20 protein-coding genes, 1 tRNA gene and 2 riboswitches are annotated in these 23,108 nt (G+C 46.9%); of the genes, 5 read left to right on the top strand and 16 right to left on the bottom strand.

Annotation, left to right across the window (positions count from 1 at the left end):
• Window positions 1-24: 24 nt before the first annotated feature.
• The 7 genes from YH65_RS08490 to thiC all read right to left on the bottom strand — a co-directional run bounded on the left by YH65_RS08490 (window position 25) and on the right by thiC (window position 8,125).
• Complete coding sequence (locus tag YH65_RS08490) at window positions 25-2,085, bottom strand: TonB-dependent receptor (RefSeq protein WP_046551491.1); 2,061 nt, start codon at window positions 2,083-2,085, stop codon at window positions 25-27.
• 66 nt (window positions 2,086-2,151) lie between these two features.
• A riboswitch (TPP riboswitch) is annotated at window positions 2,152-2,250 on the bottom strand.
• A gap of 62 nt (window positions 2,251-2,312) precedes the next feature.
• Entirely contained in the window at window positions 2,313-3,125 is an 813-nt protein-coding gene (gene thiD, locus YH65_RS08495) for a bifunctional hydroxymethylpyrimidine kinase/phosphomethylpyrimidine kinase (RefSeq protein WP_046551492.1), read from the bottom strand.
• On the bottom strand, window positions 3,115-3,747 hold the full coding sequence (locus tag YH65_RS08500) for a thiamine phosphate synthase (RefSeq protein ID WP_046551493.1): 633 nt from the start codon (window positions 3,745-3,747) through the stop codon (window positions 3,115-3,117). The genes thiD and YH65_RS08500 overlap by 11 nt, the downstream gene beginning before the upstream one ends.
• Window positions 3,748-3,817: 70 nt before the next feature.
• Entirely contained in the window at window positions 3,818-4,630 is an 813-nt protein-coding gene (locus tag YH65_RS08505; RefSeq protein WP_046551494.1) for a thiazole synthase, read from the bottom strand.
• 220 nt (window positions 4,631-4,850) lie between these two features.
• Entirely contained in the window at window positions 4,851-5,051 is a 201-nt protein-coding gene (thiS, locus tag YH65_RS08510; protein ID WP_046551495.1) for a sulfur carrier protein ThiS, read from the bottom strand.
• Complete coding sequence (locus tag YH65_RS08515; RefSeq protein ID WP_046551496.1) at window positions 5,048-6,169, bottom strand: FAD-dependent oxidoreductase; 1,122 nt, start codon at window positions 6,167-6,169, stop codon at window positions 5,048-5,050. Before YH65_RS08515 ends, thiS begins: the two co-directional genes overlap by 4 nt.
• A 63-nt stretch (window positions 6,170-6,232) precedes the next feature.
• On the bottom strand, window positions 6,233-8,125 hold the full coding sequence (gene thiC, locus YH65_RS08520) for a phosphomethylpyrimidine synthase ThiC (protein WP_046551497.1): 1,893 nt from the start codon (window positions 8,123-8,125) through the stop codon (window positions 6,233-6,235).
• Window positions 8,126-8,229: 104 nt separating this feature from the next.
• Window positions 8,230-8,337: riboswitch (TPP riboswitch) on the bottom strand.
• A 613-nt stretch (window positions 8,338-8,950) separates the two neighbouring features.
• Here thiC and metE point away from each other — a divergent pair.
• Entirely contained in the window at window positions 8,951-11,221 is a 2,271-nt protein-coding gene (gene metE / locus YH65_RS08525; RefSeq protein ID WP_046551498.1) for a 5-methyltetrahydropteroyltriglutamate--homocysteine S-methyltransferase, read from the top strand.
• A gap of 84 nt (window positions 11,222-11,305) precedes the next feature.
• Here the strand turns inward: metE and YH65_RS08530 are convergent, their stop codons facing one another.
• The 3 genes from YH65_RS08530 to YH65_RS08540 form a co-directional block, all read right to left on the bottom strand.
• The gene (locus YH65_RS08530) at window positions 11,306-11,569 is read right to left on the bottom strand and encodes a hypothetical protein (RefSeq protein WP_011980217.1); all 264 of its coding nucleotides are present in this window, start codon (window positions 11,567-11,569) and stop codon (window positions 11,306-11,308) included.
• A gap of 73 nt (window positions 11,570-11,642) precedes the next feature.
• A tRNA-Pro gene (locus YH65_RS08535) sits at window positions 11,643-11,720 on the bottom strand.
• A gap of 108 nt (window positions 11,721-11,828) precedes the next feature.
• Window positions 11,829-12,941, bottom strand: coding sequence for an Mrp/NBP35 family ATP-binding protein (locus tag YH65_RS08540; RefSeq protein ID WP_046551499.1), 1,113 nt, complete (start codon window positions 12,939-12,941; stop codon window positions 11,829-11,831).
• A 193-nt stretch (window positions 12,942-13,134) separates the two neighbouring features.
• Here YH65_RS08540 and YH65_RS08545 point away from each other — a divergent pair, with 193 nt between their 5' ends.
• Genes YH65_RS08545 through YH65_RS08560 form a run of 4 tightly spaced genes read left to right on the top strand, consistent with a single transcriptional unit; the run spans window position 13,135 to window position 16,856 of the window.
• Window positions 13,135-14,256: a bifunctional 2-C-methyl-D-erythritol 4-phosphate cytidylyltransferase/2-C-methyl-D-erythritol 2,4-cyclodiphosphate synthase gene (locus YH65_RS08545; RefSeq protein ID WP_046551500.1), complete on the top strand. Its 1,122-nt coding sequence runs from the start codon at window positions 13,135-13,137 to the stop codon at window positions 14,254-14,256.
• Window positions 14,253-15,134, top strand: a complete 882-nt coding sequence (locus tag YH65_RS08550; RefSeq protein WP_046551501.1) for a response regulator — start codon at window positions 14,253-14,255, stop codon at window positions 15,132-15,134. The genes YH65_RS08545 and YH65_RS08550 overlap by 4 nt, the downstream gene beginning before the upstream one ends.
• A gap of 39 nt (window positions 15,135-15,173) precedes the next feature.
• Window positions 15,174-16,355, top strand: coding sequence for a sulfate adenylyltransferase (locus YH65_RS08555; protein ID WP_046551502.1), 1,182 nt, complete (start codon window positions 15,174-15,176; stop codon window positions 16,353-16,355).
• A gap of 9 nt (window positions 16,356-16,364) precedes the next feature.
• Window positions 16,365-16,856: a phosphatidylglycerophosphatase A family protein gene (locus YH65_RS08560; protein WP_046551503.1), complete on the top strand. Its 492-nt coding sequence runs from the start codon at window positions 16,365-16,367 to the stop codon at window positions 16,854-16,856.
• Between the two features lie 28 nt (window positions 16,857-16,884).
• On the opposite strand, the gene YH65_RS08565 is transcribed toward YH65_RS08560, so the two are convergent.
• The 6 genes from YH65_RS08565 to YH65_RS08590 all read right to left on the bottom strand — a co-directional run bounded on the left by YH65_RS08565 (window position 16,885) and on the right by YH65_RS08590 (window position 23,108).
• Window positions 16,885-18,342, bottom strand: a complete 1,458-nt coding sequence (locus YH65_RS08565) for a DUF3482 domain-containing protein (RefSeq protein ID WP_245609185.1) — start codon at window positions 18,340-18,342, stop codon at window positions 16,885-16,887.
• The gene (locus YH65_RS08570) at window positions 18,288-19,664 is read right to left on the bottom strand and encodes a DUF2868 domain-containing protein (protein ID WP_046551504.1); all 1,377 of its coding nucleotides are present in this window, start codon (window positions 19,662-19,664) and stop codon (window positions 18,288-18,290) included. Before YH65_RS08570 ends, YH65_RS08565 begins: the two co-directional genes overlap by 55 nt.
• Before the next feature lie 6 nt (window positions 19,665-19,670).
• Window positions 19,671-20,951, bottom strand: a complete 1,281-nt coding sequence (locus tag YH65_RS08575; RefSeq protein WP_046551505.1) for a malic enzyme-like NAD(P)-binding protein — start codon at window positions 20,949-20,951, stop codon at window positions 19,671-19,673.
• Window positions 20,952-21,025: 74 nt separating this feature from the next.
• The gene (locus YH65_RS08580) at window positions 21,026-21,487 is read right to left on the bottom strand and encodes a hypothetical protein (RefSeq protein WP_046551506.1); all 462 of its coding nucleotides are present in this window, start codon (window positions 21,485-21,487) and stop codon (window positions 21,026-21,028) included.
• On the bottom strand, window positions 21,484-21,960 hold the full coding sequence (locus tag YH65_RS08585; protein ID WP_046551507.1) for a hypothetical protein: 477 nt from the start codon (window positions 21,958-21,960) through the stop codon (window positions 21,484-21,486). Before YH65_RS08585 ends, YH65_RS08580 begins: the two co-directional genes overlap by 4 nt.
• The gene (locus YH65_RS08590) at window positions 21,957-23,108 is read right to left on the bottom strand and encodes a 4Fe-4S dicluster domain-containing protein (protein WP_046551508.1); all 1,152 of its coding nucleotides are present in this window, start codon (window positions 23,106-23,108) and stop codon (window positions 21,957-21,959) included. Before YH65_RS08590 ends, YH65_RS08585 begins: the two co-directional genes overlap by 4 nt.

The raw sequence follows: 23,108 nt of genomic DNA on the forward strand, positions 1-23,108 counted from the left end.
TTGGCCACGCACCTTTTTAAGTGATTAAAAATCGTAGGTCAGTGTCAGACCGAAGGTTCTTGGTGTCCCTTTTTGCGTATAGAGTTCCGGCTCGTAGAATTTGGACGGATCGTTACCAAAATAAAATCCGCGAACATCATATTCCTTGTCTGCGAGATTCCTTCCCCACAATGTTGCACTGAAGTTACCGTAAACATATTCTATGCTGCTGTTGAGAAGTGCATATGAGTCAGACTTCTGGTCATGTGTATCGGAGAAATAATAGCTGCCCATTCCCTCTACATTGGCTTTGAATCTCCAGTTCTCCAAAAAGCTGTAATCCAATCCCACATTATACTGATATTTCGGTGACTGTGCCGGTGCACGTCCTGTCATTTCAGGCGTATACTCATCAAATTCTGCATGGAGCAGCCCCAGTTTGCTGTAGAGGTGCAGAGTGTCATTGGGGTAGTAATCCAATTCAGATTCAAGACCATAATACGTTCCCTTTGCCGCATTGTCGAAATAGTCGGAAAAACTTCTATCGTTCTCTATATAGGCTTTGACCTGCTGGTCTCTTCGTTTACCGTAAAAGAAGTTGAGACGGTTGACAAGTGTGTTATCAAAGTATTTTGAATTCACACCTACATCGAGATTCCAGAGGGTCTCAGTCTCAAAAGTTCTGTCTTCACTCGGAAGCGTATTGTCCGCATTGACACCTCCTGGCTTGTAGCCTCTGGAAAGAGTTGCATAATAGAGAGCATTCTCATCCGCCTTGTAAGAAAGTCCGATCTTTCCTCCGTACAGATTCTCATCCGTATTTTCGGTAAAGGCATTGGAATCACTGTAATCCACATCCCAATTCTCCGCTCTCAGCCCCAAAGTGAAAACAAGTTTGTCTGTCAGATCACTGTCTATTTGTCCGTAGATTGCTTTATTCGTCGTATCATAATTATGGGTAAACGTTTCCCAGTGGTCATCCTTGAAATGGTTTCTGTTCAACCCTTCACTGTAGTCTTTATAATACATGCCGACTGTCCAGGCAGTAGTACCGTTAAATATCTTTCCTGCCTTATCCGAGACCATACGCATGTCAAAATCTGTCTGCTTTCTGTTTCTAAGATACCGGTCAAACCAGTCGTACGGCCAAAGTGAGTCATCAAATTCCCCTACATACGACCAGTCCTCGTCATAACTGTATTCAGAATCAGTGTCACTGTGACTTACTGCGGCGATCAAGTGCATTGCATCATTGATCTGATTGGTATATTTGAGTGAGAATGCATCTGTCAGCTGTGTATCTTTACCCGGTTTGTCTGCATGGGACACTCGTGAATTGTCCAGTGTAAACGCATCATAACCATTGTCTATATCTGCATGAATGTAGTTAATATTCATCGTACTGGTATCGGTAATAAGCCATTTGAGTGCTGCTTTTACTGTCAATTCATCGATATTGTTCGTATCGTCACGCCCGAGATAGCTGTTCTCCATATACCCGTCACTACTGTTCTTGTAGACAGAGATACGTCCAAGCAGTGTATCATCGATAATGCTGCCACCGACTGCCGCACCGACCGCTTTGGTATTGTAGTTTCCCACTGTTGCTTCAAAATGGCCGTTCGTTTCTGCCGTAGGTTCATTACTTTGGACCACGATCACACCGGCCATGCCATTGGCACCGAATGTCGTTCCCTGCGGTCCACGGAGTACTTCTACCTGTTTCGTGTCGAACAGTGTAATCCCCAGAGGGTTTTGTGAAAAGTCCATGCCATCAATGATGATACCGACCGAAGGATTGATCGGTGTTTCAAACTGGCTACGCTCACCGATACCTCTAATCTGCACATATTTTGCCTTGGATGCTCCTGCAGAAAAGTTGACATTGGGTGCCTGTGTAAGCGTTTCTATAAAAGGCTCTGTCGCCTTGTCATATAGATCCTCTTCGGCGAAGACCGTCATACTGTTGGTAACCTGTGAAAGGTTTGCTTCCCTGAAGTCTGCGCCGACTACAATAGGGTCAATGTTTACCTCTTCTGCGTAAAGTGCTGTCGAGACAAGTGCCGAAGCCGCCATGACCGATAATGTTAAAAATCTGGATTTCATAATAATTTTCTCCTAATGATTGATCATAGTGGAAGAGGAGTGTTTCAAGCGGGATAAATATCTTGCTGTAGACATTCGACTCTTCCTTACGCCGGTATGAACCGGGTCAAGTTCTGCGGGTGGTTTTCTCAGCCTTTATTACAAAAGACACCCCGAGAGTGATCTGTAGGTATGTTATACAAAAAATAATATTGTATTATCCTTAAATAGGACTATTTTACTCTCATTTAAAAGATCGGCTCCCTTTTTTCCTCATTTTTGGTATGATATTGCAAGTCTAATTCATCAGCATGTTCCAGCTTCCGGGAAAGAAAGTCTTTGGCTTCCGACACGCTTTCATTCATTTCCAGCCCTTTTGCAAGCCCTGTTGCTACTGCTGAAGAGAGAAGACAGCCTGTGCCGTGTGTATGGGTGGTGTCTATTCTTCTGTGAGCGAACGACTCCATAGTATCGTCTCGCTGTACAAGATGATCAATCGCCTCTTCAGCTTCACTATGACCGCCTTTAAGCAGTACTGCGTTCACACCCAGATCAAAAAAGGCTTGGGCAACCTCTTGGGTCTCACTTTCTTTTCCACTGTATGTGTGATGCTGCAGGGTATTGACCTCCGGAATGTTTGGTGTTATGAGATCGACCAGAGGGAAAAGTTCCTTTTTCATAACCTCTACAGCATCCTCTCGGATCAGTTGCCTGCCGCTTGAACTGACCAATACCGTATCTAAGACGATATTTTTCAAATCGTATTTTTGAATGACCTCAACAATACTTCGAACCACCTCTTTGTCGGCAAGCATACCGATCTTCACTGCATCCACACTGATGTCATCCAAAAGTACTTCAAGCTGTGCTCTGAGTATTTCGGGTGAAATATTCTGAACACTTTTAACACCCGTTGAATTTTGCGCAGTAACGGCAGTAACCGAAGAGAGAGCATACCCTCCCAATGCATGGATCGTCTTTACATCCATCACTACCCCTGCCCCACCATACGGATCAAATCCGGCAATGGTCAGTACCGTCGGCGTATGCTCAGACCCCATAGGTTTCAAATACCTCTATGAGTACTTTTGTTTTTTCCTTACTGACCTTGTCTGCCTCCAATACACCGGAGATCATCGCGATGCCACTGGCTGCTTTCGTCTGTGCAACCTCTTTGATATTATCGAGGGTAATCCCGCCGATAGCCACCACCGGATAGTCCACACTTTCCGCCCACGATTTCAGCAGTCCAATGCCCACCGTATTGTACTTCAACTCCTTGGAGATCGGTACAAAAACAGGGCCGATCGCGATATAGGAAGGTTCAAATCCCAGGGCGATATCGATCTCTTCTGGCGTGTGTGTGCTGATGCCCAGACGGATACCTGCATCAAATATGGCCGCTACATCCGCTTCCCGGATGTCTTCCTGCCCCAAATGAATACCGTAGGCATCATGCTCGATGGCAAGCTGCCAGTAGTCATTGACAAAAAGTCTGGCTTTGAATTCTTCAGATATCCTGATCGCTTCTATGATCTCTTGCTCAAGCGCTTTACCTTCCATATCCTTGACACGCAGTTGCGCTGTCGTGATACCGCATTCGTAAAGCGGTCTGAGTTTATCGGCTCTGTCCACGACCGGGTAGATACCCAGCGGGCTTTCGTTACATTTTGGAAATCTCATCTTTTTTCCTGTTCCTTTGGTGCGTGTCTACGCACCCTACAAAATTTCTGATCACTGTTACACACCTCTGTCACTGATTCTGGTGCCAGAAAGGTGTGCCGACCGTCGGTGTGGAGGGAGAAGCAAACTCACGCTCCTGCATTGCACCCGCTTCATACCCTGTTCGCCCGGCTTCAACTGCCAGGGAAAATGCCTTTGCCATGGCTAGAGGGTCCTGTGCAAGGGCCACTGCCGAATTGAGAAGAATGCCGTCATACCCCAGTTCCATCGCCTGGATAGCATGGGAGGGTTTTCCGATACCTGCATCTATGATGAGCGGCATTTCAGGAAAGGCTTCCCTGATCGCTTTGAGATTGTAAGGATTTATCAGCCCTTTCCCCGACCCGATGGGTGATCCCCACGGCATCAGAATGTTACACCCAACATCGACCAGTCTCTTGGCAAAAACCAGATCGTCCGTCGTATAAGGAAATACTTCAAACCCCTCTTGAATGAGTACCTTGGCTGCTTCTACCGTTTCATAAGGATCCGGCTGCAAGTTGTACTGGTCACCTATCACTTCAAGCTTGATCCAACTGGTCTTGAAGACTTCCCTGGCCATCATTGCAATGGTGATCGCTTCTTTGGCAGAGTGGCATCCTGCCGTATTGGGAAGTACTTCCATCCCCAGATCACGGATGATCTTCCAGAATCCTTCACCCGCTTCCTTGTTCACACCCTGTCGGCGCAGGGAAACAGTGACCACCTGTGAACCTGAAGCTCTGATCGATGCCTCCATAATTGCAGGTGAAGGGTAAAGCGCCGAGCCTATGAACATCCTTGAATTCAGGGTCTTACCACCGATCTGCCAGCTCTTCTCTTCCTGTTTCATATGTTGTGTCATTTTCATTCCTTTATCGGTGCGTGGTTACGCACCCTACATTGTACATTTATCCCGGATTATGCATTAGAATTACTTGAAATCTGCCAAACACTTGTGCTGTGGGTATTTTCGGAAAACTTAAGGTGCACCCGCAGGTGCATCGATGGTTTCTCCGTAAGTGCCCACGGTGCAATGGTTTGTGTGGCATTCTGTAATCTCTAATGCATAATCCGGGTTTATATTACCCTCCGCAGACCGGTGCGAGTATCTCGACCTCATCACCTTCACTCAAAAGTGTTTTTTCATAGCTGTCCGATGGTACAAAGGTCATGTTGTATGCCACAGCGCCCACTTTTTCGGAAAACCCAAGAAAAGCGATAAGTTCTGCAATACTCATTTGACCTGCTACCTCTTTGCTCTCACCATTGACTATGATCATCATGCACTCTCCTTCATACCGTGTTCATTCAAAAGCATTCCTTCCTTCAGTGCTTTTTCCACGACTGCGGGTGCCAACAAATACCCGTGTCTGTAAAGTCCGTTGATGCGCGTCAGGCCTTTTTCATTCTCTATGCGCGGCAGGTTATCTTTAAATGCCGGACGGCAGTTGGTCTCGGTATTGACCACCCGTGCCTCTCCAAAGCTGGGGTGCAGCGTATAGAGCGCAGAGAGCAGTTCCATGGAGGAGCGTACCGAAATAGGCGAACTGTCTTCACTCTCGATCTCCGTCGCCCCTATGAGATAACGTTTGTAACCCACCGTCTGAGACAACTTGCAGTCTTTACAATACTCGAGGTCTATTCCCTCGCATCCGTTCCCGCGGGGGACGATGTAGAGTTTGTAACGCGGGTGCATCAAACGTGTGGGACGGGAAATGTCGATGTCATTGGCTTCCACCCACATCACTTCACCACGGACACCGCGAAGGTCGTCAAAATGCTCCTTGGCTCCAAGACCTCTGGTATCAAAGACCCAGTCAAATGCTTCTACACCCTCTTTGGTATGTACCAGCCCCGCTTCGATCTTCTCTACAGGCGTGTACTCTCTAAAACTCACATTTTCATAACGGTCAAAGTAATTGACCGAAAAAGCCATAAAACGCTGTGCGTCGACCAGGCCTTCATCGGGGATATAAAAACCTTTCTGATGCGTGTAAAGGTCCGGTTCGAGTACAGTCATCTTCCCTGCATCAAGCAGATCGATATTGTCTGCCGTATTTACTTTGCGCTGAAGCATTCCGATGAAATGTTCCAGCTCACCCATATCCTGTCCATGAGCGGTAATGACCGTACCTTTCTGCTGATACCCGTCAAAAAGCCCGATCTGCCTGAGCAGGTCAGGCCATAGATCGATGGAGCGGTGGCCAAGATCGAATATGACCGACTCTGCCGTCTCCAGCTCCGCATAGGGAGCGAGCATCCCTGCTGCCGTGAAGCCTGCTGCCGTGACACCCTCTTTTGAGTCTTTGTCAAAGAAGGTTATGGTGTGGTTACCGGAACGAAGCAGGTTGAGTGCGACCACTCTTCCGACCAGTCCGGCACCGGCTATTGCGATGTTCATTTTGTGCTTCCTTTTTTTATTTCCCATACGATGTAAACGAGGTGTGCTTTCCCCTTCATTTTTTTAGTTTCTAGCTTCTAATTCCTCACGTGGAATATAGACTTCCCCACCAAGCTCCTGGAACTTAATACTCATCTCATCCATTCCTGCCTTCTTGGCCGTCTCTACATCCGTTCCAAGATTATCGGCATACTCTCTTACTTCCGCCGAGATCTTCATCGAGCAGAATTTCGGTCCGCACATGGAACAGAAGTGCGCCACTTTGGCCGCTTCCATCGGCATGGTCTCGTCATGGTACTCTCTGGCTCTTTCCGGGTCGAGTCCAATGTTGAACTGGTCGATCCATCTGAACTCGAAACGCGCCAGGCTCATGGCGTCATCCCTTGCTCTCGCTCCGGGGTGCCCTTTGGCGATGTCCGCTGCATGGGCAGCCAGTTTATAGGTAATGAGCCCCTCTTTGACATCTTCACGGTTTGGAAGCCCAAGGTGCTCTTTTGGTGTGACATAACAAAGCATCGCACAGCCATACCAGCCGATCATCGCCGCACCGATTCCTGATGTGATGTGATCATACCCCGGTGCGATATCCGTGGTTAACGGTCCAAGAGTATAGAACGGTGCCTCGTCACACCACTCCAGCTGCTTCTCCATATTTTCCTTGATCATATGCATCGGTACATGTCCGGGTCCCTCGATGATGGTTTGCACATCATGTTTCCAAGCGATCTTGGTGAGTTCACCCAGTGTCTTGAGCTCGGCGAACTGCGCTTCATCGTTGGCATCTGCGACCGAACCGGGTCTGAGCCCGTCACCCAGAGAAAAAGTCACATCATACGCTTTCATAATTTCGCATATCTCTTCAAAATGCGTATAGAGAAAGTTCTCCTGATGGTGATGGATCATCCATTTTGCCATGATGGACCCACCACGGCTGACGATCCCTGTCACACGTTTTGCAGTCATAGGCACATGATGCAAAAGCAGTCCGGCATGGATGGTAAAGTAGTCAACTCCCTGCTCTGCCTGCTCGATAAGTGTATCTCTGAAGACTTCCCATGTGAGGTCTTCAGCAATACCGTTGACTTTCTCCAATGCCTGATAGATAGGTACCGTTCCGATAGGCACAGGAGAATTACGTAAAATCCAGTCACGCGTGGTGTGGATGTTCTTCCCTGTAGAGAGGTCCATCACGGTATCGCCACCCCATCTGGTGGACCAGACCATCTTCTCTACTTCTTCAGCAATACTCGATGTCGTTGCGGAGTTACCGATGTTCGCATTGACCTTGACAAGAAAATTACGCCCGATGATCATTGGCTCTACTTCAGGGTGGTTGATGTTGCACGGTATGACCGCCCTGCCTTCGGCGATCTCTTTTCTGACAAACTCCGGAGTGATCTCTTCAGGAAGATTCGCTCCGAAACGCTCACCTTTAAGACGCTTTTCTCTTTCTTCATCGCTCAGGTAACGTTTGCTCATCTCCAGATTCTGATTCTCACGGATCGCCACAAATTCCATTTCGGGAGTGATGATGCCCTGACGTGCATAGTGGAGCTGAGACACATTTTTACCTTTTTTGGCACGAAGCGGTGTCCGGTAAAGCCCTCTGCTTCCCGCGGCCACGAAGTCCAGTTGTTCTTCTGTATTGTATCCGTTATCCTCAGGCTTGACGATACGTCCTTCGTACACCTCAACATCCCCGCGTGATGATATCCACTCTTTACGGATATCGGGAATACCCTTTTCAACATCGACCTCTACAGAAGGATCGGTATAGGGTCCGGAAGTATCATAGACGCAGAGTGTCGTATCGTTGCTTAGCGAGATCTCCCTCATAGGCACACGGATATCTTTGTGTATGGATCCCTCCACATAGATCTTCTTCGAAGCAGGCAGAGGCTCCCTTGTCAAAATGTCATTTGACGCGGCAATGGTTTCTTTAAATGGTTTGGTCATGATGTTTTTCCTTTGAAATTTAATATCAAACATAAATTTTTGTAGGAAAGAGTGTAATACGCAGTAATGAAATTTCCAATCAAGGAAAAAATCATCAATAGAAGTAAGTTACAAAAGCTCTTCCTTACGCCGGTATGATCCGGGTCAAGTTCAGCGGGTAGGCTTTTGCGGCCTTCTCAGCCTCAACTTGTGAGGCACCCCGAGAGTTTGATGGTGCTACTATAGAATAATTCAGATAAAAATAATCTTAATTGATTTTTAAAGTACAGCAAAAGGAGAAATATGTACAATTAGCAAAAAAATTGATATAATTCAACTAAAATTTTTAAAGGAGCAGTCATGACACCTCTTATCAACCGACTAATTGATGCCGTCCAGTCTGCTCCCATTTTACAGCAGCGAGTTTGTCTGTGCAACTGCTTTTATAAAAGCAAAGCACGCTTGGTACTACTTTTAAACCACTTCATTCCCCGTTGTCCATTCTATACGACATTTTACGCCTTTCGGCGTACGGGTGTGCATCCTCCAAAATCTCTTTTTTCATTCTAAACCAATAATCAATATTTTTTAGCCGGTATCTGTTTCAGTGCGTGTCTACGCACCCTACGTTTACCTGGTTTTCATTATTTATCCCGGATTATGCATTAGAATTACTTGAAATCTACCAAATGCTTGTGCTGTGGGTATTTGCGAAAAATTTGAGGTGCACCCGTAGGTGCATTGATGGTTTCTCCGTAAGTGCCCACAGTGCAATGGTTTGCGTAGCGTTCTGTAATCTCTAATGCATAATCCGGGTTTATTTGTATATGAACAAAGGATACACACATGTCAAAAAATTACATAACAGGGTTCCCGAGAATCGGGGAGCAGAGAGAACTGAAAAAAGTACTGGAAAAATTCTGGGCGAAAGAAACGGACTTTTCAGAAGTTGAATACATCGCAGCACAACTGAAAGCAAGACACTGGAACTATCAGAAAGAAGCCGGCATCGACTTCATCTCAAGCAATGATTTTTCACTCTATGACAATATGCTTGATACTGCCATTATGCTCGGAGCGATCCCCGCACGTTTCAAAGGGCTCGAGAACGAGGAGCTCTACTTCTCTATGGCAAGAGGAAACAAGGATGCAGTAGCGATGGAGATGACCAAGTGGTTCAACACCAACTATCACTACATTGTACCTGAACTGGGCCAGACAGACAGCTATGCTCTTAACAGTACAAAAATTACTGAAGAGTATCGGGAAGCCAAAGCATTGGGCATTACCACAAAGGTCAACCTCATCGGCCCCATCACTTTTCTGGGACTCTCCAAACGTACGGACAGAGGAGATACCTATGAACTCTTCAGCAAAATCCTTCCGCTGTATGAGCAACTCATCAAAGAAATAGGCAGTCTTGATGACCACGTGACCGTACAGATCGATGAGCCGATCTTCGTCAAAGACATAGAGCCAAAAGTCCTCAGCCTTATCAAACCTTGTTATGACACCATTTGCAATGCGGCAGACAATGTCAATATCATTGTTTCCACCTACTTTGAGCATGCCACTGAAGCAACCAAGGTGCTCGTACATACACCGGTATGGGGGATCGGCCTTGACTTTCTCTATGGTGGAAAGAATTTTGAAAGTCTCGAAGCCATTGCCAAGAGCGGCAAGAAGCTCATTGCCGGTATCGTAGACGGACGCAACATCTGGAAAAATGATATTGAAGCGACCGTGGCACTGCTTGAAAAGATAGCCCAAAGCATCGAAAAAGAGAACATCATCGTCTCAACCTCTTCCTCTCTGTTACATACTCCCTTCACACTCAAATATGAGGAGAAGATGGATGAAGAAGTCAGAAACTGGCTCAGCTATGCTGTTGAAAAACTCGATGAACTCAACCTGATCAACAAATTATTCTCTGGAGAGAAACTCAGCAATACAGAAAAAAATGCACTTGATGCGAACAGATCGGCTAATGAAAGCCGAAGAAGTTCCAAACGTATTCATGACAAAGCTGTTCAAGAGCGACTATCAACATTCAGTAGATTTGAACGTGAAGGTACATACGAGGAACGCATCGCTATTCAGCATGATGTATTGCAATATAAACCACTTGCAACCACTACCATCGGCTCATTTCCTCAAACTGCAGAGGTAAGAAAAGCACGACGCAATTTCAAAAACGGAACCATAGACGAAAAAGCCTATACCAAAACAATGCAGGAGTATATTGATGAGTGTGTTGCATTCCAGGAGGAGTGCGGTATAGAAATACTTGTGCATGGTGAACCGGAGCGTAACGATATGGTCGAGTATTTCGGTGAACAGCTCAAAGGCTACGGTTTCAGTCAGAACGGCTGGGTACAGAGCTACGGCAGCCGATGTGTCAAACCACCCTTCATCTATGGTGACATAAGCCGTCCCAAAGCAATGACCGTAGAGTGGATCAGCTATGCGCAGAGTCGAACAAAGAAGATTATGAAGGGGATGCTCACCGGCCCGGTCACTATTCTCAACTGGTCTTTCGTACGTGACGATCTGCCAAGGAGTGAAGTAAGCAAACAGATCGCCCTTGCCATCCATGATGAAGTAAATGACCTGCAAAATGCAGCTATCAAGATCATCCAGGTAGATGAAGCCGCCTTTAAAGAAGGATACCCACTCAGAAGCCAAAATATACCCGAGTACGAAAACTGGGCGGTCAGAGACTTCAGGGTTGCTGTCAGTTCTGCACGGAAGGAAACACAGATCCATACCCATATGTGCTATTCTGAGTTCAATGACATCATTCGAACCATCGAAGCGATGGATGCTGATGTCATTTCCATAGAGACGGCCCGAAGCGGCAACGAACTGCTCAAGATCTTCGCAGAGGTCGGATACAAACAGGAAGTCGGACCCGGAGTATATGACATCCACTCTCCGCGTATTCCATCGGTAGAAGAGATCGTTGAGCAGATCAAAAAACTGCTGAAAGTCCTACCAAAAGAACAGCTCTGGATCAATCCGGACTGCGGCTTGAAGACCCGTAAATGGGAAGAGGTAAAACCAAGTTTGGAAAATATGGTGAAGGCTGTACAGATCGTACGGGAAGAGTTGGCTTAAATATATATGTAGGGTGGATTCATCCACCGTCAACTTAAAATGCTCCTATGTAAATACGACTTGTCGATGGTGGAAAATCCCATCCTACGCATCTTCATCTGTTTTCAGATCGACAAGTTCGGTGAGAAGCTCTTCTGCTTCCTCCTCGTCGAGCTCATCTTTTTTGATCTCCTCTACAATGGCAAAGCATTCCGTTCTCATTTCACGCATCTCTTCAAGGTCTTCTTTCTGCTCTTTAGTTGCATTTTTTGCTTTGTCTATCGCAGCAAAAAGCTCATCGATGGCTACTTCAAGATCGGGAATGATCTCAAGCTCCAAAAGGTTTTTCAGTTTTTCTGTATTGGTCATTATGGTATCCTGTCTGTTTTATATTTCCGTATTGTAGCGAAAGTTGATATTTTTTGGGAGTAAAAAAGAAAAGTGGTCGGAGTGACAGGACTTGAACCTGCGACCTCTATCACCCCAAGATAGCACGCTAGCCAGACTGCGCTACACCCCGACGATTTAGTAGTATATAGTGTTTTGAGGTGCGGAAGTATACACCAGAAAAGCTAAAAAAACATAGTAAAAAATGAAGGAGTATCCGGCAAAAGCCGGAAAAGAAGAATTAGACGCTACACGCACTCACACCCGGAGGTGTCGTAGGCTGTATCGCCTGGTTGTCTGCGCCGCCTTCTGCGTTCACTTTGTCAATGAATGCAAGCAGGTCGGTCGCCGCTGCCTGGTATCTTTTGGCTGTTTCGGAATCAGGCTTGTGGTAGGTTACAGGCATACCTGTATCTCCGCCCACTCTGATCTCCGGCTCTATAGGAATACGAGCGATCACATGCGTATCATACTCTTTGGCTACCGGTTCCGTCGTTCCCATACCGAAGATATCTGACTCCGTATGACACTCAGGACAGATAAATCCGCTCATGTTCTCGATGATACCCGCTGTCGGGATATGCAGTTTCTGGAACATGTCGAGTGAACGTCTGCTGTCATCAAGTGACACTTCCTGAGGTGTCGTAACCGTAATACCTGCCGTGACCGGTACCGACTGCGCCAGTGTAAGCTGTGCATCACCTGTTCCCGGAGGCATATCGATGACCAGTACATCAAGTTCTGACCAGAGAATGTCCCTGAGGAACTGCTCGATAGCCTTCATGATCATGGAACCTCTCCAGATAAGAGATTGTCCCGGCTCCATCAGCGAACCCATGGACATCACTTCTACACCGTAGGCTTTCAAAGGAAGTACTTTGTTCCCCTGGATTTCGGGTTTTTGATCTTCTACACCCATCATACGGGGGATGTTCGGTCCATAAATGTCCGCATCGAGAAGACCCACTTTTTTACCCTGCATCGCCATCGCGATCGCCAGGTTCACGGAAGTCGTTGATTTGCCGACTCCGCCTTTTCCTGAACTGACCATTACAAAGTTTTTAACATGCGGTGCTATATTCTTGCCACTGACAGAGTTTGACATCTGCTTTGGCGCTTCCGGTGCCTTGATATTGATGTTGATATTTTCAAATCCAAGTTTTTGAAGCTCTTTGGTCGCATCTTCTCTAAGCTGTGCTTTTACTTCATCCGCTGAAGATGTGATATCAATCGTTAACCCTATGGTTTTATCGTTGATCAATATGTCTTTTACAAATCCAAATGTCACGATATCTTTCGTGAAACCGGGATAGGTCACATTTTTCAATGCTTCCAGTACATTTTCTTCTGTCATCTTTATGACTCCTAATATTTGAGATTATTCATGCAAGAGTTATACCACTCAAATCTTAAAATATATTGAAATTACACTAACTAGGAGTAAAATTATCCAATTTATTCATTTCAGACATTTTAACTCCTCACAGTAATTATCAAGCAAGATAAGGTATAATCCGTTACTATTTGATACACAGTGAGGTTTTCAGGTGTCTGATATCACATTAATACTGCTTGGGGCAGGCAACTCCACACGATTCAAGAGCGAAGTGAAAAAACAGTGGCTCTACAGCGGAGATATCCCTTTATGGCTCTCTGTGGCTGAGCGTTTCGGAGCCATGGAGCTCTTTGCAAAAATTATCATTGTCTCCTCTGCCGAAGATATCGGGCTTATGAAACACTATGCGGACTATACCTATGTTCAGGGCGGAGAGACAAGGCAGGCGTCACTGAAAAACGGCCTTGAAGATGTTACGACTGAGTATGTTCTTGTCTCGGATATCGCCAGATGCTGTGTGCCAGAAGCAATGATACGCCGTATTCTCGATGCCAGAAAAGAGGCAAGCTGCATTGTTCCGGTCCTCCCTGTTACCGATACGCTCTACCTGGCTCAGACCCCTTTGGACAGGGAGCAGGTGAGGATTATACAGACCCCGCAGCTCAGTGTTACCAAAACGCTCAAAGAGGCATTGCAAACCGATCACGTATTTACCGATGACAGCTCTGCCGTTGCTTCCATGGGAGAAAAGGTCTATTTTGTCGAAGGTGCACATGAAGCGCACAAACTGACCACCATTGATGACCTGAAAAAACTTCCCTGTATCAAGGCACCTTCCAAGAGAACACTGACCGGCTTCGGCCTTGATATCCATCCTTTCGAGGAAAGAAAGCCTATGGTTCTCTGCGGCGTACAAATAGACGTGGACTACGGATTCAAGGCTCACAGCGACGGTGATGTCGCCATCCATGCACTCATCGATGCCCTTTTGGGTGCTGCGGGTATGGGCGACATTGGGGAACTTTACCCGGACACCGATGAAAGTTATGCCGGAGCAGACTCGACACGGCTTCTGAGCGATACGGTCAGAAAGATCAGAACACACGGATTTGACATAGGCAATGTCGATATGACCATTCTTGCCCAGGCACCCCGCCTGCTTCCCTATAAAGAGAAGATGAAGCATTCCATCGCATCGCTGCTGGGTATCAGGCCGCATCTGGTGAACATCAAAGCAACCACGGCTGAAAAACTCGGTTTCGTCGGACGCAAAGAGGGTGTTACGGTACATGCCGTAGCAAATTTAACCTATCATAACTGGAAAGAAAAATGAAAATAATTATCGTAGAAAATGAACTCTATCTGGCGCAGAGTATCGCCAGCAAACTGGTAGAGAACGGCTTCGATACCGAAATATTCTCTTCGATCAAGGAAGCGATGAACAGCAACGGAGATGTCTATCTGCTCTCCACCAACCTTCCCGGACAGAATACCTCTCCGCTGATCACAAAATTCAAAGAGAAGATCGTTATTCTTATGGTCAGCTACATCAACAATGACACTGTCGGCGAACCGTTGAAACTTGGGGCAAAAGACTACATCGTCAAACCTTTCATGATCGAAGAACTGCTGAGAAAAATAGAGCACTATCAGGAGTATCAGAATCTCAGGAAGAAAACCGCACTTTACCATGAATATATGCAGAACCTGCTCAAAGAGATCAAGCTCGATTTCGAGATGGAAAAACTCACCTACCCCCTTGTCATACAAACCAATTACCAGCGACTTGTGGACAAACTCGTTTTCGAGTATGCACATCACAATAACACACTGCTGACCTTCGTGCCGCTTGGAAACAATGGGTGGAAAGAGAAAATAGAGGAGAACGGCAGAAAGTCACTACTCTATGTCACGGAAATTCACCTCATCAAAAAAGCGGAAAGAGAGAAGCTTTTCTCCATGCTCGAAGGGCATGACTTCATACTCTGCAGCACTTCGGAACTCGAAACACCCTTCCCGACCATCACACTCAATACCGATTCGAAACTCTACGACCAGAACGAGATTCTGACCATCGATGATTATGTTAAGTTCATCGTCAACTCTTTCCAGTACAAGTTTCCCGATACCGAGCTCTCCAAAAAGCTGGGCATCTCTCGAAAAAGTCTCTGGGAAAAAAGGAAGAAGTATGATCTTTTCAAAAAGAAGTAACCCGATACGATATACCGGCATTATTGAGAAAGGTATGTAATGAAAAAGAACAAATCTCTCCATATCGACACAGAAGCACTCTCTACCCTTGCCCTTGTAAAAGCAGGACTGATTTCACCTGTTGAAGGGCTTATGAACGAAGCAGAAGCCAGAGAGGTGGATGAAAGCAAATTTTACAAAGGGGTCCCCTTTCCTTTCTCATTCATCCTGTCACCGACAGGCAAACGTAACAAAGAAGTACTTCAAAGCCTGAAAAAAGGCGATATAGTCGACCTGGTCAATTATGACAAAAAAGTGGGTGAGCTTATCGTCAATGAGACCTTTCCTGTCGATATTCAAAAGCGCCTGCATAACATTTACGGCACCAATGACCTTTCCCATCCGGGCGTCAAGAACACAATGGCTCGTCTCGGAGAAATCGCCGTAAGCGGTGAGTACACGGTGGAGTACCCGCTCATTACGGACAATACCAAACGTATCCAAAACATGATCACAAAGACCGGGGCAAAACATATCTCCTCCATGATGCTTGCAGCCAATCCCTTCAACCGTGCCCATGAACGCATGATACGCCAGGCCATCAGCGATGCGGATCTTCTGGTGATCTTTCTGCGAAAACCTTTTACTTCCGAAGGATTGCGCTACGACATCCGGTACAACTCCCTCAATACCTTCATCGACAACTTTCTGCCGCGCAACAAGGTAATCATCATCCCGTTCGAGAACTCCTATATTTTTGCAGGATTCAACGAACTGATACTCGATGCGCTTCTGGCAAAGAACTACGGCTGCAACCAGCTTGTCATCGGGAAAAACCATGGAGGTTTGGGGCTTTACTATGACAAGAACCGCCTGAGTACGGTCTTCGATCTTTGCAGGAATATCGATATCGACATAAAGACTGTCGACGAATATGTCTACTGTGACACCTGTAAAACGCTTGTAAGCACCCAGACCTGTCCGCATGGTCAGCACCACCATGTCCATTATCATTCAGAATCGATCATGAAGCTGATCCAGAGCGGAGTGATACCTCCACCGATCCTGGTCAGAAAAGAGGTTTCCGCCAACATCCTTGCCGCCCTCTTCCCCGAACGTTTCGACAACCTGCAGGAGCTCTACTACTCTCTCATGCCCGGATCAGGCCTGTTGGAGCAGCAAAGCGAAGAGCAGTTCTATATGAAGCTGATCCAACTGTATCAGACATCATCGTTGACATAGGAGAGCATCATGACCGTACAAACACTTTTTCTGACTTTCCTGGGTACAGGGCTGAGCCCCAAAGCACCTAAAGCCGCAGGAACACTGGCTGCCCTCATAGTCGGTATGTTTATTCTGTACTATCTTGGAATGGACACACTTTTCATGCTCACCTTTGCCGTCACCGTCATTGGTATCTTCGAGATAAACAAATATGAGAATTCTGGCGGGGAACATAACGCTAAAGAGATCGTCATCGATGAAGCAGCAGGAATGTGGATGAGCCTGATGATCGCACTCTCCACTGCCGAGACCCTGAACTACCCCTATGCAACCCTGTTCGCGGTCTTCTTCAGCTTTGTTGCATTCAGACTTTTTGATTCCTGGAAACCCTCCACCATCGGCTGGATACACAGAGAGGTAAAAGGCGGGCTGGGTGTGATGATGGATGACATGCTTTCGGGGATCGCAGGCGGGCTTTTGTCGGTAGTGCTCCTGATGGGGATTGGAAAGTTATTTTAATTTAGGTTTCTTTTCTGTACTGAACGCATCAAAGAACATTCCTGTCAATGAGACGTTTCAGTACTGTTTCAATGAGCTGTTCATATTCTTTCAGCATTTCCGGTTTGACCTCATCTCCCGAACGGAAGAGTTTATGGTATTTCTCCAGAGACTTCCGCAGTGGATCATCCATCCACAGATCGGTAAAATCACGGCCCATCTCCAATACGACTTTGTCTCTGATCGCATGGGATCTTTGGGCTATTTTCACGGCATGAAAAAGAGCACGGTTGAGCAGAATGTAGGGGAAGTTCACGTTCTTCATGGGGCCGGCTTCCAGATATTTCTTTCCCAGTTTCTGCCCCAGCACTTTGACGTCAGAAAGTTCGCTGAAACCGAAGAAAGCACTTGTGCCGCCCACTACCGCACCGATGGCGGACCCGAGAAAAAGCGTACTGCCTCCCAGCAGCAGATCGACTCCCGCACCGGTCACTGCACCTCCGGTCGCGCCGGTGAGCAGCAGCTCTTTCCGGCTCAGACCAAAAAGCGAAGCACTCTCTTTTGAGAAGAGGTCCATCCCGTCGAAAAGCAGTGCCTGCTGCGCTTTTTCCAGGTTCTCATGATGCCATATCTGTTCCACCCTGTGCTGTGAAACCTCTTCATACGTCCTGAGCTTTGCTTTGTAGCGCTCGAGTACCAGTGTTTTTTCTGCTTCTGTCGCCTCTTCTGATCTGATCGGCAGGCGCTCTACATGAGCAAGTGACTGATGCAGCAGGCGTGTAATACTCTGCGTAGTCCGTTCGAACATTTGCTCATGATAGACTTTGAAAAGCCGTATCGATTCATTCACAGGGGCAATCCACTCTTCCTTGAGCTGCGCGATGCTTTCAAGCAGGGAAAGATGCTGGGGAAAGGTCGCTTTCATCGGGTTAAAAAGACGTACCATCTTGAAGTACTGCCCCAGCGCCCTCTTCCACTCTTCCACATAGTTCGTATCGTCTATGAGATTGATCAGTGCCATGGAGGGCTGTCCTGTCCAGCGCAGTATCTCCATCTCCGCCTCATACTCTTCTCCGTAGGGTTTGGAGCCGTCCACCACATAGATGATCCCCGCTCCGTTCATAATGGGCTCGAGCAGTTCAATCTCGTCGTTGAAACGCGGGTTATCTCTGTGTTCGTTTATGAATGCCTGTACCACTTCAGGTCTTTTGTCCGCGGTCACTTCATGTTTCTGCAGCCAAGCAAGTACTGAACGTGCCCTCTGAAAACCAGGGGTATCAAAAAGTTCATACAGGACCTTTCCGTCAACAGTAAGAGGAAAACTGCGTTTCTTTGTTGTCGTTCCCGGCGTATCCGATATCTGTACGGTGTCATCGAATGCCAGAGTCGAGACGATGCTGCTTTTTCCTTTATTCGGATGGCCCACAACGGCAAAAGTGGGATGTGAGACTGTCATATCTTCAACCACACTTTCTCTTCTCCCATACCCTGCAGTTTTCTGCCCCACATTGCAAGTTCATTCTGTTTGGGCAGATAGCCGTTCTGGGGTATACCCACAGGAGCAACGATGATCCTGTCAGCCACTTTTGAAAGATCTTCGAGAAAATCAACGAAGTCCATCGTAGGCGGTTCCCAGGCTTTGACATAAAAAAGTACCTCTCCCTTTGCTTTGAGAACGATCTCCCTGTCTTCATCGAGCGTGTTGGTCCCACCTACATCTTCAAGCAGAGGCGAGGTGATCTTCATGGCATCATTGAGCAGGACAAGGTCATCATGTGACATCGCCCAGCCCAAAGTCAGGTCATAGGAACTGTCAAACGTTTCCACTTCACGGACATAATGGTTTCCTTTGGGCTTAAACACCTCTTCTGTTTTGGGAGAGGAGGTCGTGATAAGCGGTTCGCTCATAGACCGTAAAAGTGCCTGCGCTCCGTCAAGATTGAGAAAAGACCTTTTAAGCGCTCTTCGGTAGCCAATGACAGAGATCATCCACATAAAAAATCGTAGAATGATCGCATAGAAAAGTGTGGCAAAAGCAAGAAACTTCCACCACTCTCCCAGTTCTGAAGCATTGCGTACCATTTCCGGGTCAAGCTTTTCTCCCAGGCGGAAGTATTGGCTCTTCTCTATGAGTTCAAGAGAAGGCACAGCTGTAGGAAAAAATGATTTCCATGGCAGAGCGACCGTTTCAAGCAGTGCGTGGAATTCCTGTGCACTGACATGCAGTGTCGTACTCCATGCAAAAGCGATATCTTTGGTGACGACCATGCCCAGAAGCGCCACAAGCAGGCCGATAGAAAATATCAGGGCAAGCAACTGGGAGCGTCGGATGACAAGCCAGTTGAGAATAGAAGGATTGACCTGAAGTTCATCAAGGCTCTTCTTCACTTTCCCGGGAAGCAGACGCAGGACCTTCTCCATCCAGTATGCCGGGGAGATATGTACCAGGAAACTGCGTGACGCATTGGCCCTTAACATGGAAAAAAGTGCCAGTGTCATGGTGATAATCGGTAAGAGTATCACCATCGCCATAAAGTAAACGACATTGACCGGTTCATGCCCGCTGTAACTCAGGAGGGCAAGCCCGGAAAAAAGGCCAAGAAAAAAGGCGACCACACCCAAAATCAGTGTGGTCCCATAAAGGTATCCCGTAACCGTTTCACTTAGCAAAGGCTTTTTCAGACACCCGCGATGCTGCTGCGTCCAGAGCAACAGCAGTTTGAACGGGTTCTCTCCCTCATGTTCCAGGCCAAAAGCACGTTTCTCTTCGCGTGTACTCTTGTCAGTCTGAAGCAGTGCATAGAGATCGAGGTAGGATGCCAGATTCATGCAGTCTTACGCTTCTTCCTCATCAGGACAGCCATAGATAAGGCATCTGAGCTTTTCTCTGTAGGCTTCATGGTCATAGCTGTCAACTCTTGCCACACCCTCTTCGAATGCAGCCTTCGCTACCGCAGAAGCAACCCAGATAAGTGCCTCTTTGTTGAAAGGAAGCGGAATAATATGTTCTTTTCCATACTCTATATTGTCATTGTGATACGCTGCCTTGACATAATAAGGGACCGGTTCCTTTGCCAGTCCTGCCAGTGCTTCAGCCGCTGCCATCTTCATGCCTTCGGTAATCTTTCTTGCCCGTACATCAAGTGCGCCTCTAAAGATAAAGGGGAATCCCAGTACATTATTGGTCTGATTAGGGTAATCGGAGCGTCCTGTTCCCATGATCGCATCGTCCCTGACCTCCTTGACCTCTTCAGGCAGAATTTCCGGTACAGGGTTTGCCAGCGCGAAAATGATCGGCTCGGGTGCCATCTTCGCTACCATCTCTTTAGTCAAGGCACCCGCCACACTGAGTCCAAGGAACATGTCAGCCCCTTCAATGGCATCTTCCAGGGTCTTATCTTCTGTTTCAACGGCAAACTCAGCCTTGTATTTATTCAGGTCATCCCTGCTGGTCGAGATCACCCCTTTGGAATCACACATAATGATATTCTTCACACCCAATGCCTGATACATTTTTGCACAGGAGATACCCGCCGCGCCTGCTCCGTTGACCACGATCTTGATCTCATCCACTTTTTTACCTGTCAGGTCCAGTACATTGATAAGTCCAGCGGTCGTGATAATAGCCGTCCCGTGCTGGTCGTCATGGAACACGGGAATATCCAGTGCTTCCTGAAGGCGTCTTTCGATCTCGAAACATTTGGGTGCTTTGATATCTTCAAGATTTATCCCCCCGAATGTCGGTGCGATCGCTTTACATGTCGCAATGATCTCTTCGGTCTCGTGCACATCCAGTTCTATATCAAATGCATCCACGTTGGCAAACTTCTTGAAAAGGACCGACTTCCCCTCCATGACCGGCTTACCTGCCAACGGTCCTATATCTCCAAGCCCCAGTACGGCAGTTCCGTCAGAAATAACGCCAACGAGATTACCGCGGTTGGTATATTCAAACGAAAGATTCTCATCTTTTTCTATTTCAAGGCAGGGGATCGCCACACCCGGCGTATAGGCAAGCGAAAGTTCATACTGCGTGTTGCAGGGCTTGGTAAGGTCAATCCCGATCTTACCATTCTTGTGGTATTCAAGTGCTTTTTCTTTGGTGATTGTTGACATAATAAACCTTTCTAATAATTATAGGGACCTCTAATAATGTAATTATACTCCAAGAAAGGTTAACAGGGGGGATACTATACAAAATACTCTTCAATGATCTGAGGGAAGAGTTTCATGGTTTTTCTGGCTTTGTCGATCTTGGGCTGGAATATCTCGGAGGAAGCAGGGAAATCCTGCATCAGCTCCTGATAGATCACGATCTTTCCTTCCATATGCTTCCCGAGTGCATCGAGCACCGCCTCCATATTCTCTTTGCTTGTCGCATACTTCATCAGCAGTTCGAACATTCTTTTTCTCGGATGGATCGCCATGGAATCGCCTGCTTCAAGCGCGATATCCTTGATGTCCCATCGTGAAACATAAATACCGCTTACCGCAGGAGAGACCAGTTTGGCATACAGTGCTTCCGTGTAGGAGGGGTAGTCTTTCAGGTCCGTCTCTTCATCACTGGCACAGCTGCCGTCCACGCACGCTTCTTCATTAATATTAAAGTTCTCGAACTCTTTTCTCAGGTCTTCCATGTTTCTTTCATTCATTGTTTTTCTCCTATTAACGTTGGTATCTCATCCGCATCTATCCTGGCACCAAACCATCGGTTGGCAAGCAGCATCATCTTGGCGACGAACAGTATCTGCTCATCGAGGAATTCAGGCTTGTTAAAAAGGGCTTTGGCTTTATCATCGAGACAATGGCCATGAACCTTTCCCTCTGCTACTTCGATGAACTCGACATGTTTTTCTCTCTGTGCACATTCATCGAGCGTATCGCAGTACTGCAGCGCTTTCTCCTGGAACTCCTTCTCCAGCATCATCCGGTCAACCTTGGACTGTCCTACACTTGTCATCGTGAAGTCAAAGTGCTCGTCTTTGATGTTCAAAGCGATCGCTGTGGCATTGATACCGTTGTGTTTGAGTATACGGTTAAAGTACTTTCTCATATACCCGGTCTGGGCGTTGTACCCAAGGATCGTACACAAGCCCGTATCGGGTTTTATCTCTTCAGGTCTCATTCTTTCTCTCCAGACATTTTCTTCGCATTCTCATGAAGGAACATCGCTTCTTCCTCTTCTACCATACATCTCGGGCAGGTTACTTCCCCGCCGGTGTAGGTAAAGTAATTTCCGCATTCATTACAGCGTTTGACAGAGAAGGTCGCCAGTGTCCGCTGTGTCGGCTCAAAAAACTCTTTTATCTCGAAGCCTTTCTGCAGATGGATCGCATCGGGTTCACAGGCATCGTGGCAGAGACGGCACTTCAGGCAGAGCATCGCATCGAAATGGATCAGTGAGAATTTACCATCGGATGAAAGTGCACCCGTCGGGCAGATGCGGTAGCAGATCTGGCAGTTCGTACAGTTATCATCGATATATTTCTGTGAGACGAAACTGATCTCCTCTTCCGGAAGTACTTCTAATACGTCAGGTACACCTGCACGTTTGAGTGTAGTAAAAAGAATCTTGCGTTTGTCAGGCAGCTGTTTATCTTTGATCTTTTCGACTACGGAAACATCGATGTCAAAACGCTGAAGCTCGTCGGCATCCACTGCTTCATCAAAGGCTTTCTTATGCTTAATAACCCCTTTGAGAGACACATTCCCCAGGAAAGAACGTCTCGATAAAACTTCCTCTTCGCTACTCCCGTCATTCCCAGCCTGATCCGGGATCTTCTGCGATCCTGAGTCATCTTCAGGATGATGCGGCATATCATCGACATTCGTTTCAAGCTGTTTATCCGAAAAACTCGACAAAACAAAATTGGCCTCATCTATCGTCTTTTCAATATGTTCGAAAAGGATCGAATCAGGATCATAGACGCTCAGGTCAAGGGTAATGGGTTCTTCGCTTGCCAGAGCGAGGGAAATGAGGTGTTCCACACTCAGAACAGAGAGACAGGGTACATTGATATTGGGTGAGATCAGCCTGACTTTCGATTCCAGAAAGGTGAAAAAGAACTCTGTGGTCGAAAAATCCGACAGAGCAAAAGCTTCGGTAGGACATACGCCTACGCAGGCAGCCGCTTCCACTCCTGTAGCCGTTTTGAAGGTGGGCAGATTGTCCTGCATTGAAATGGAATCGGGACAGATATCCATACATTTGGTGCACTCGGAGAATTTACTTTTGGCCCTGACGCAGGAGGCCACATCGAAATGCAGTTTCAT

This window comes from Sulfurovum lithotrophicum (genome assembly GCF_000987835.1).
Taxonomy (GTDB): domain Bacteria; phylum Campylobacterota; class Campylobacteria; order Campylobacterales; family Sulfurovaceae; genus Sulfurovum; species Sulfurovum lithotrophicum.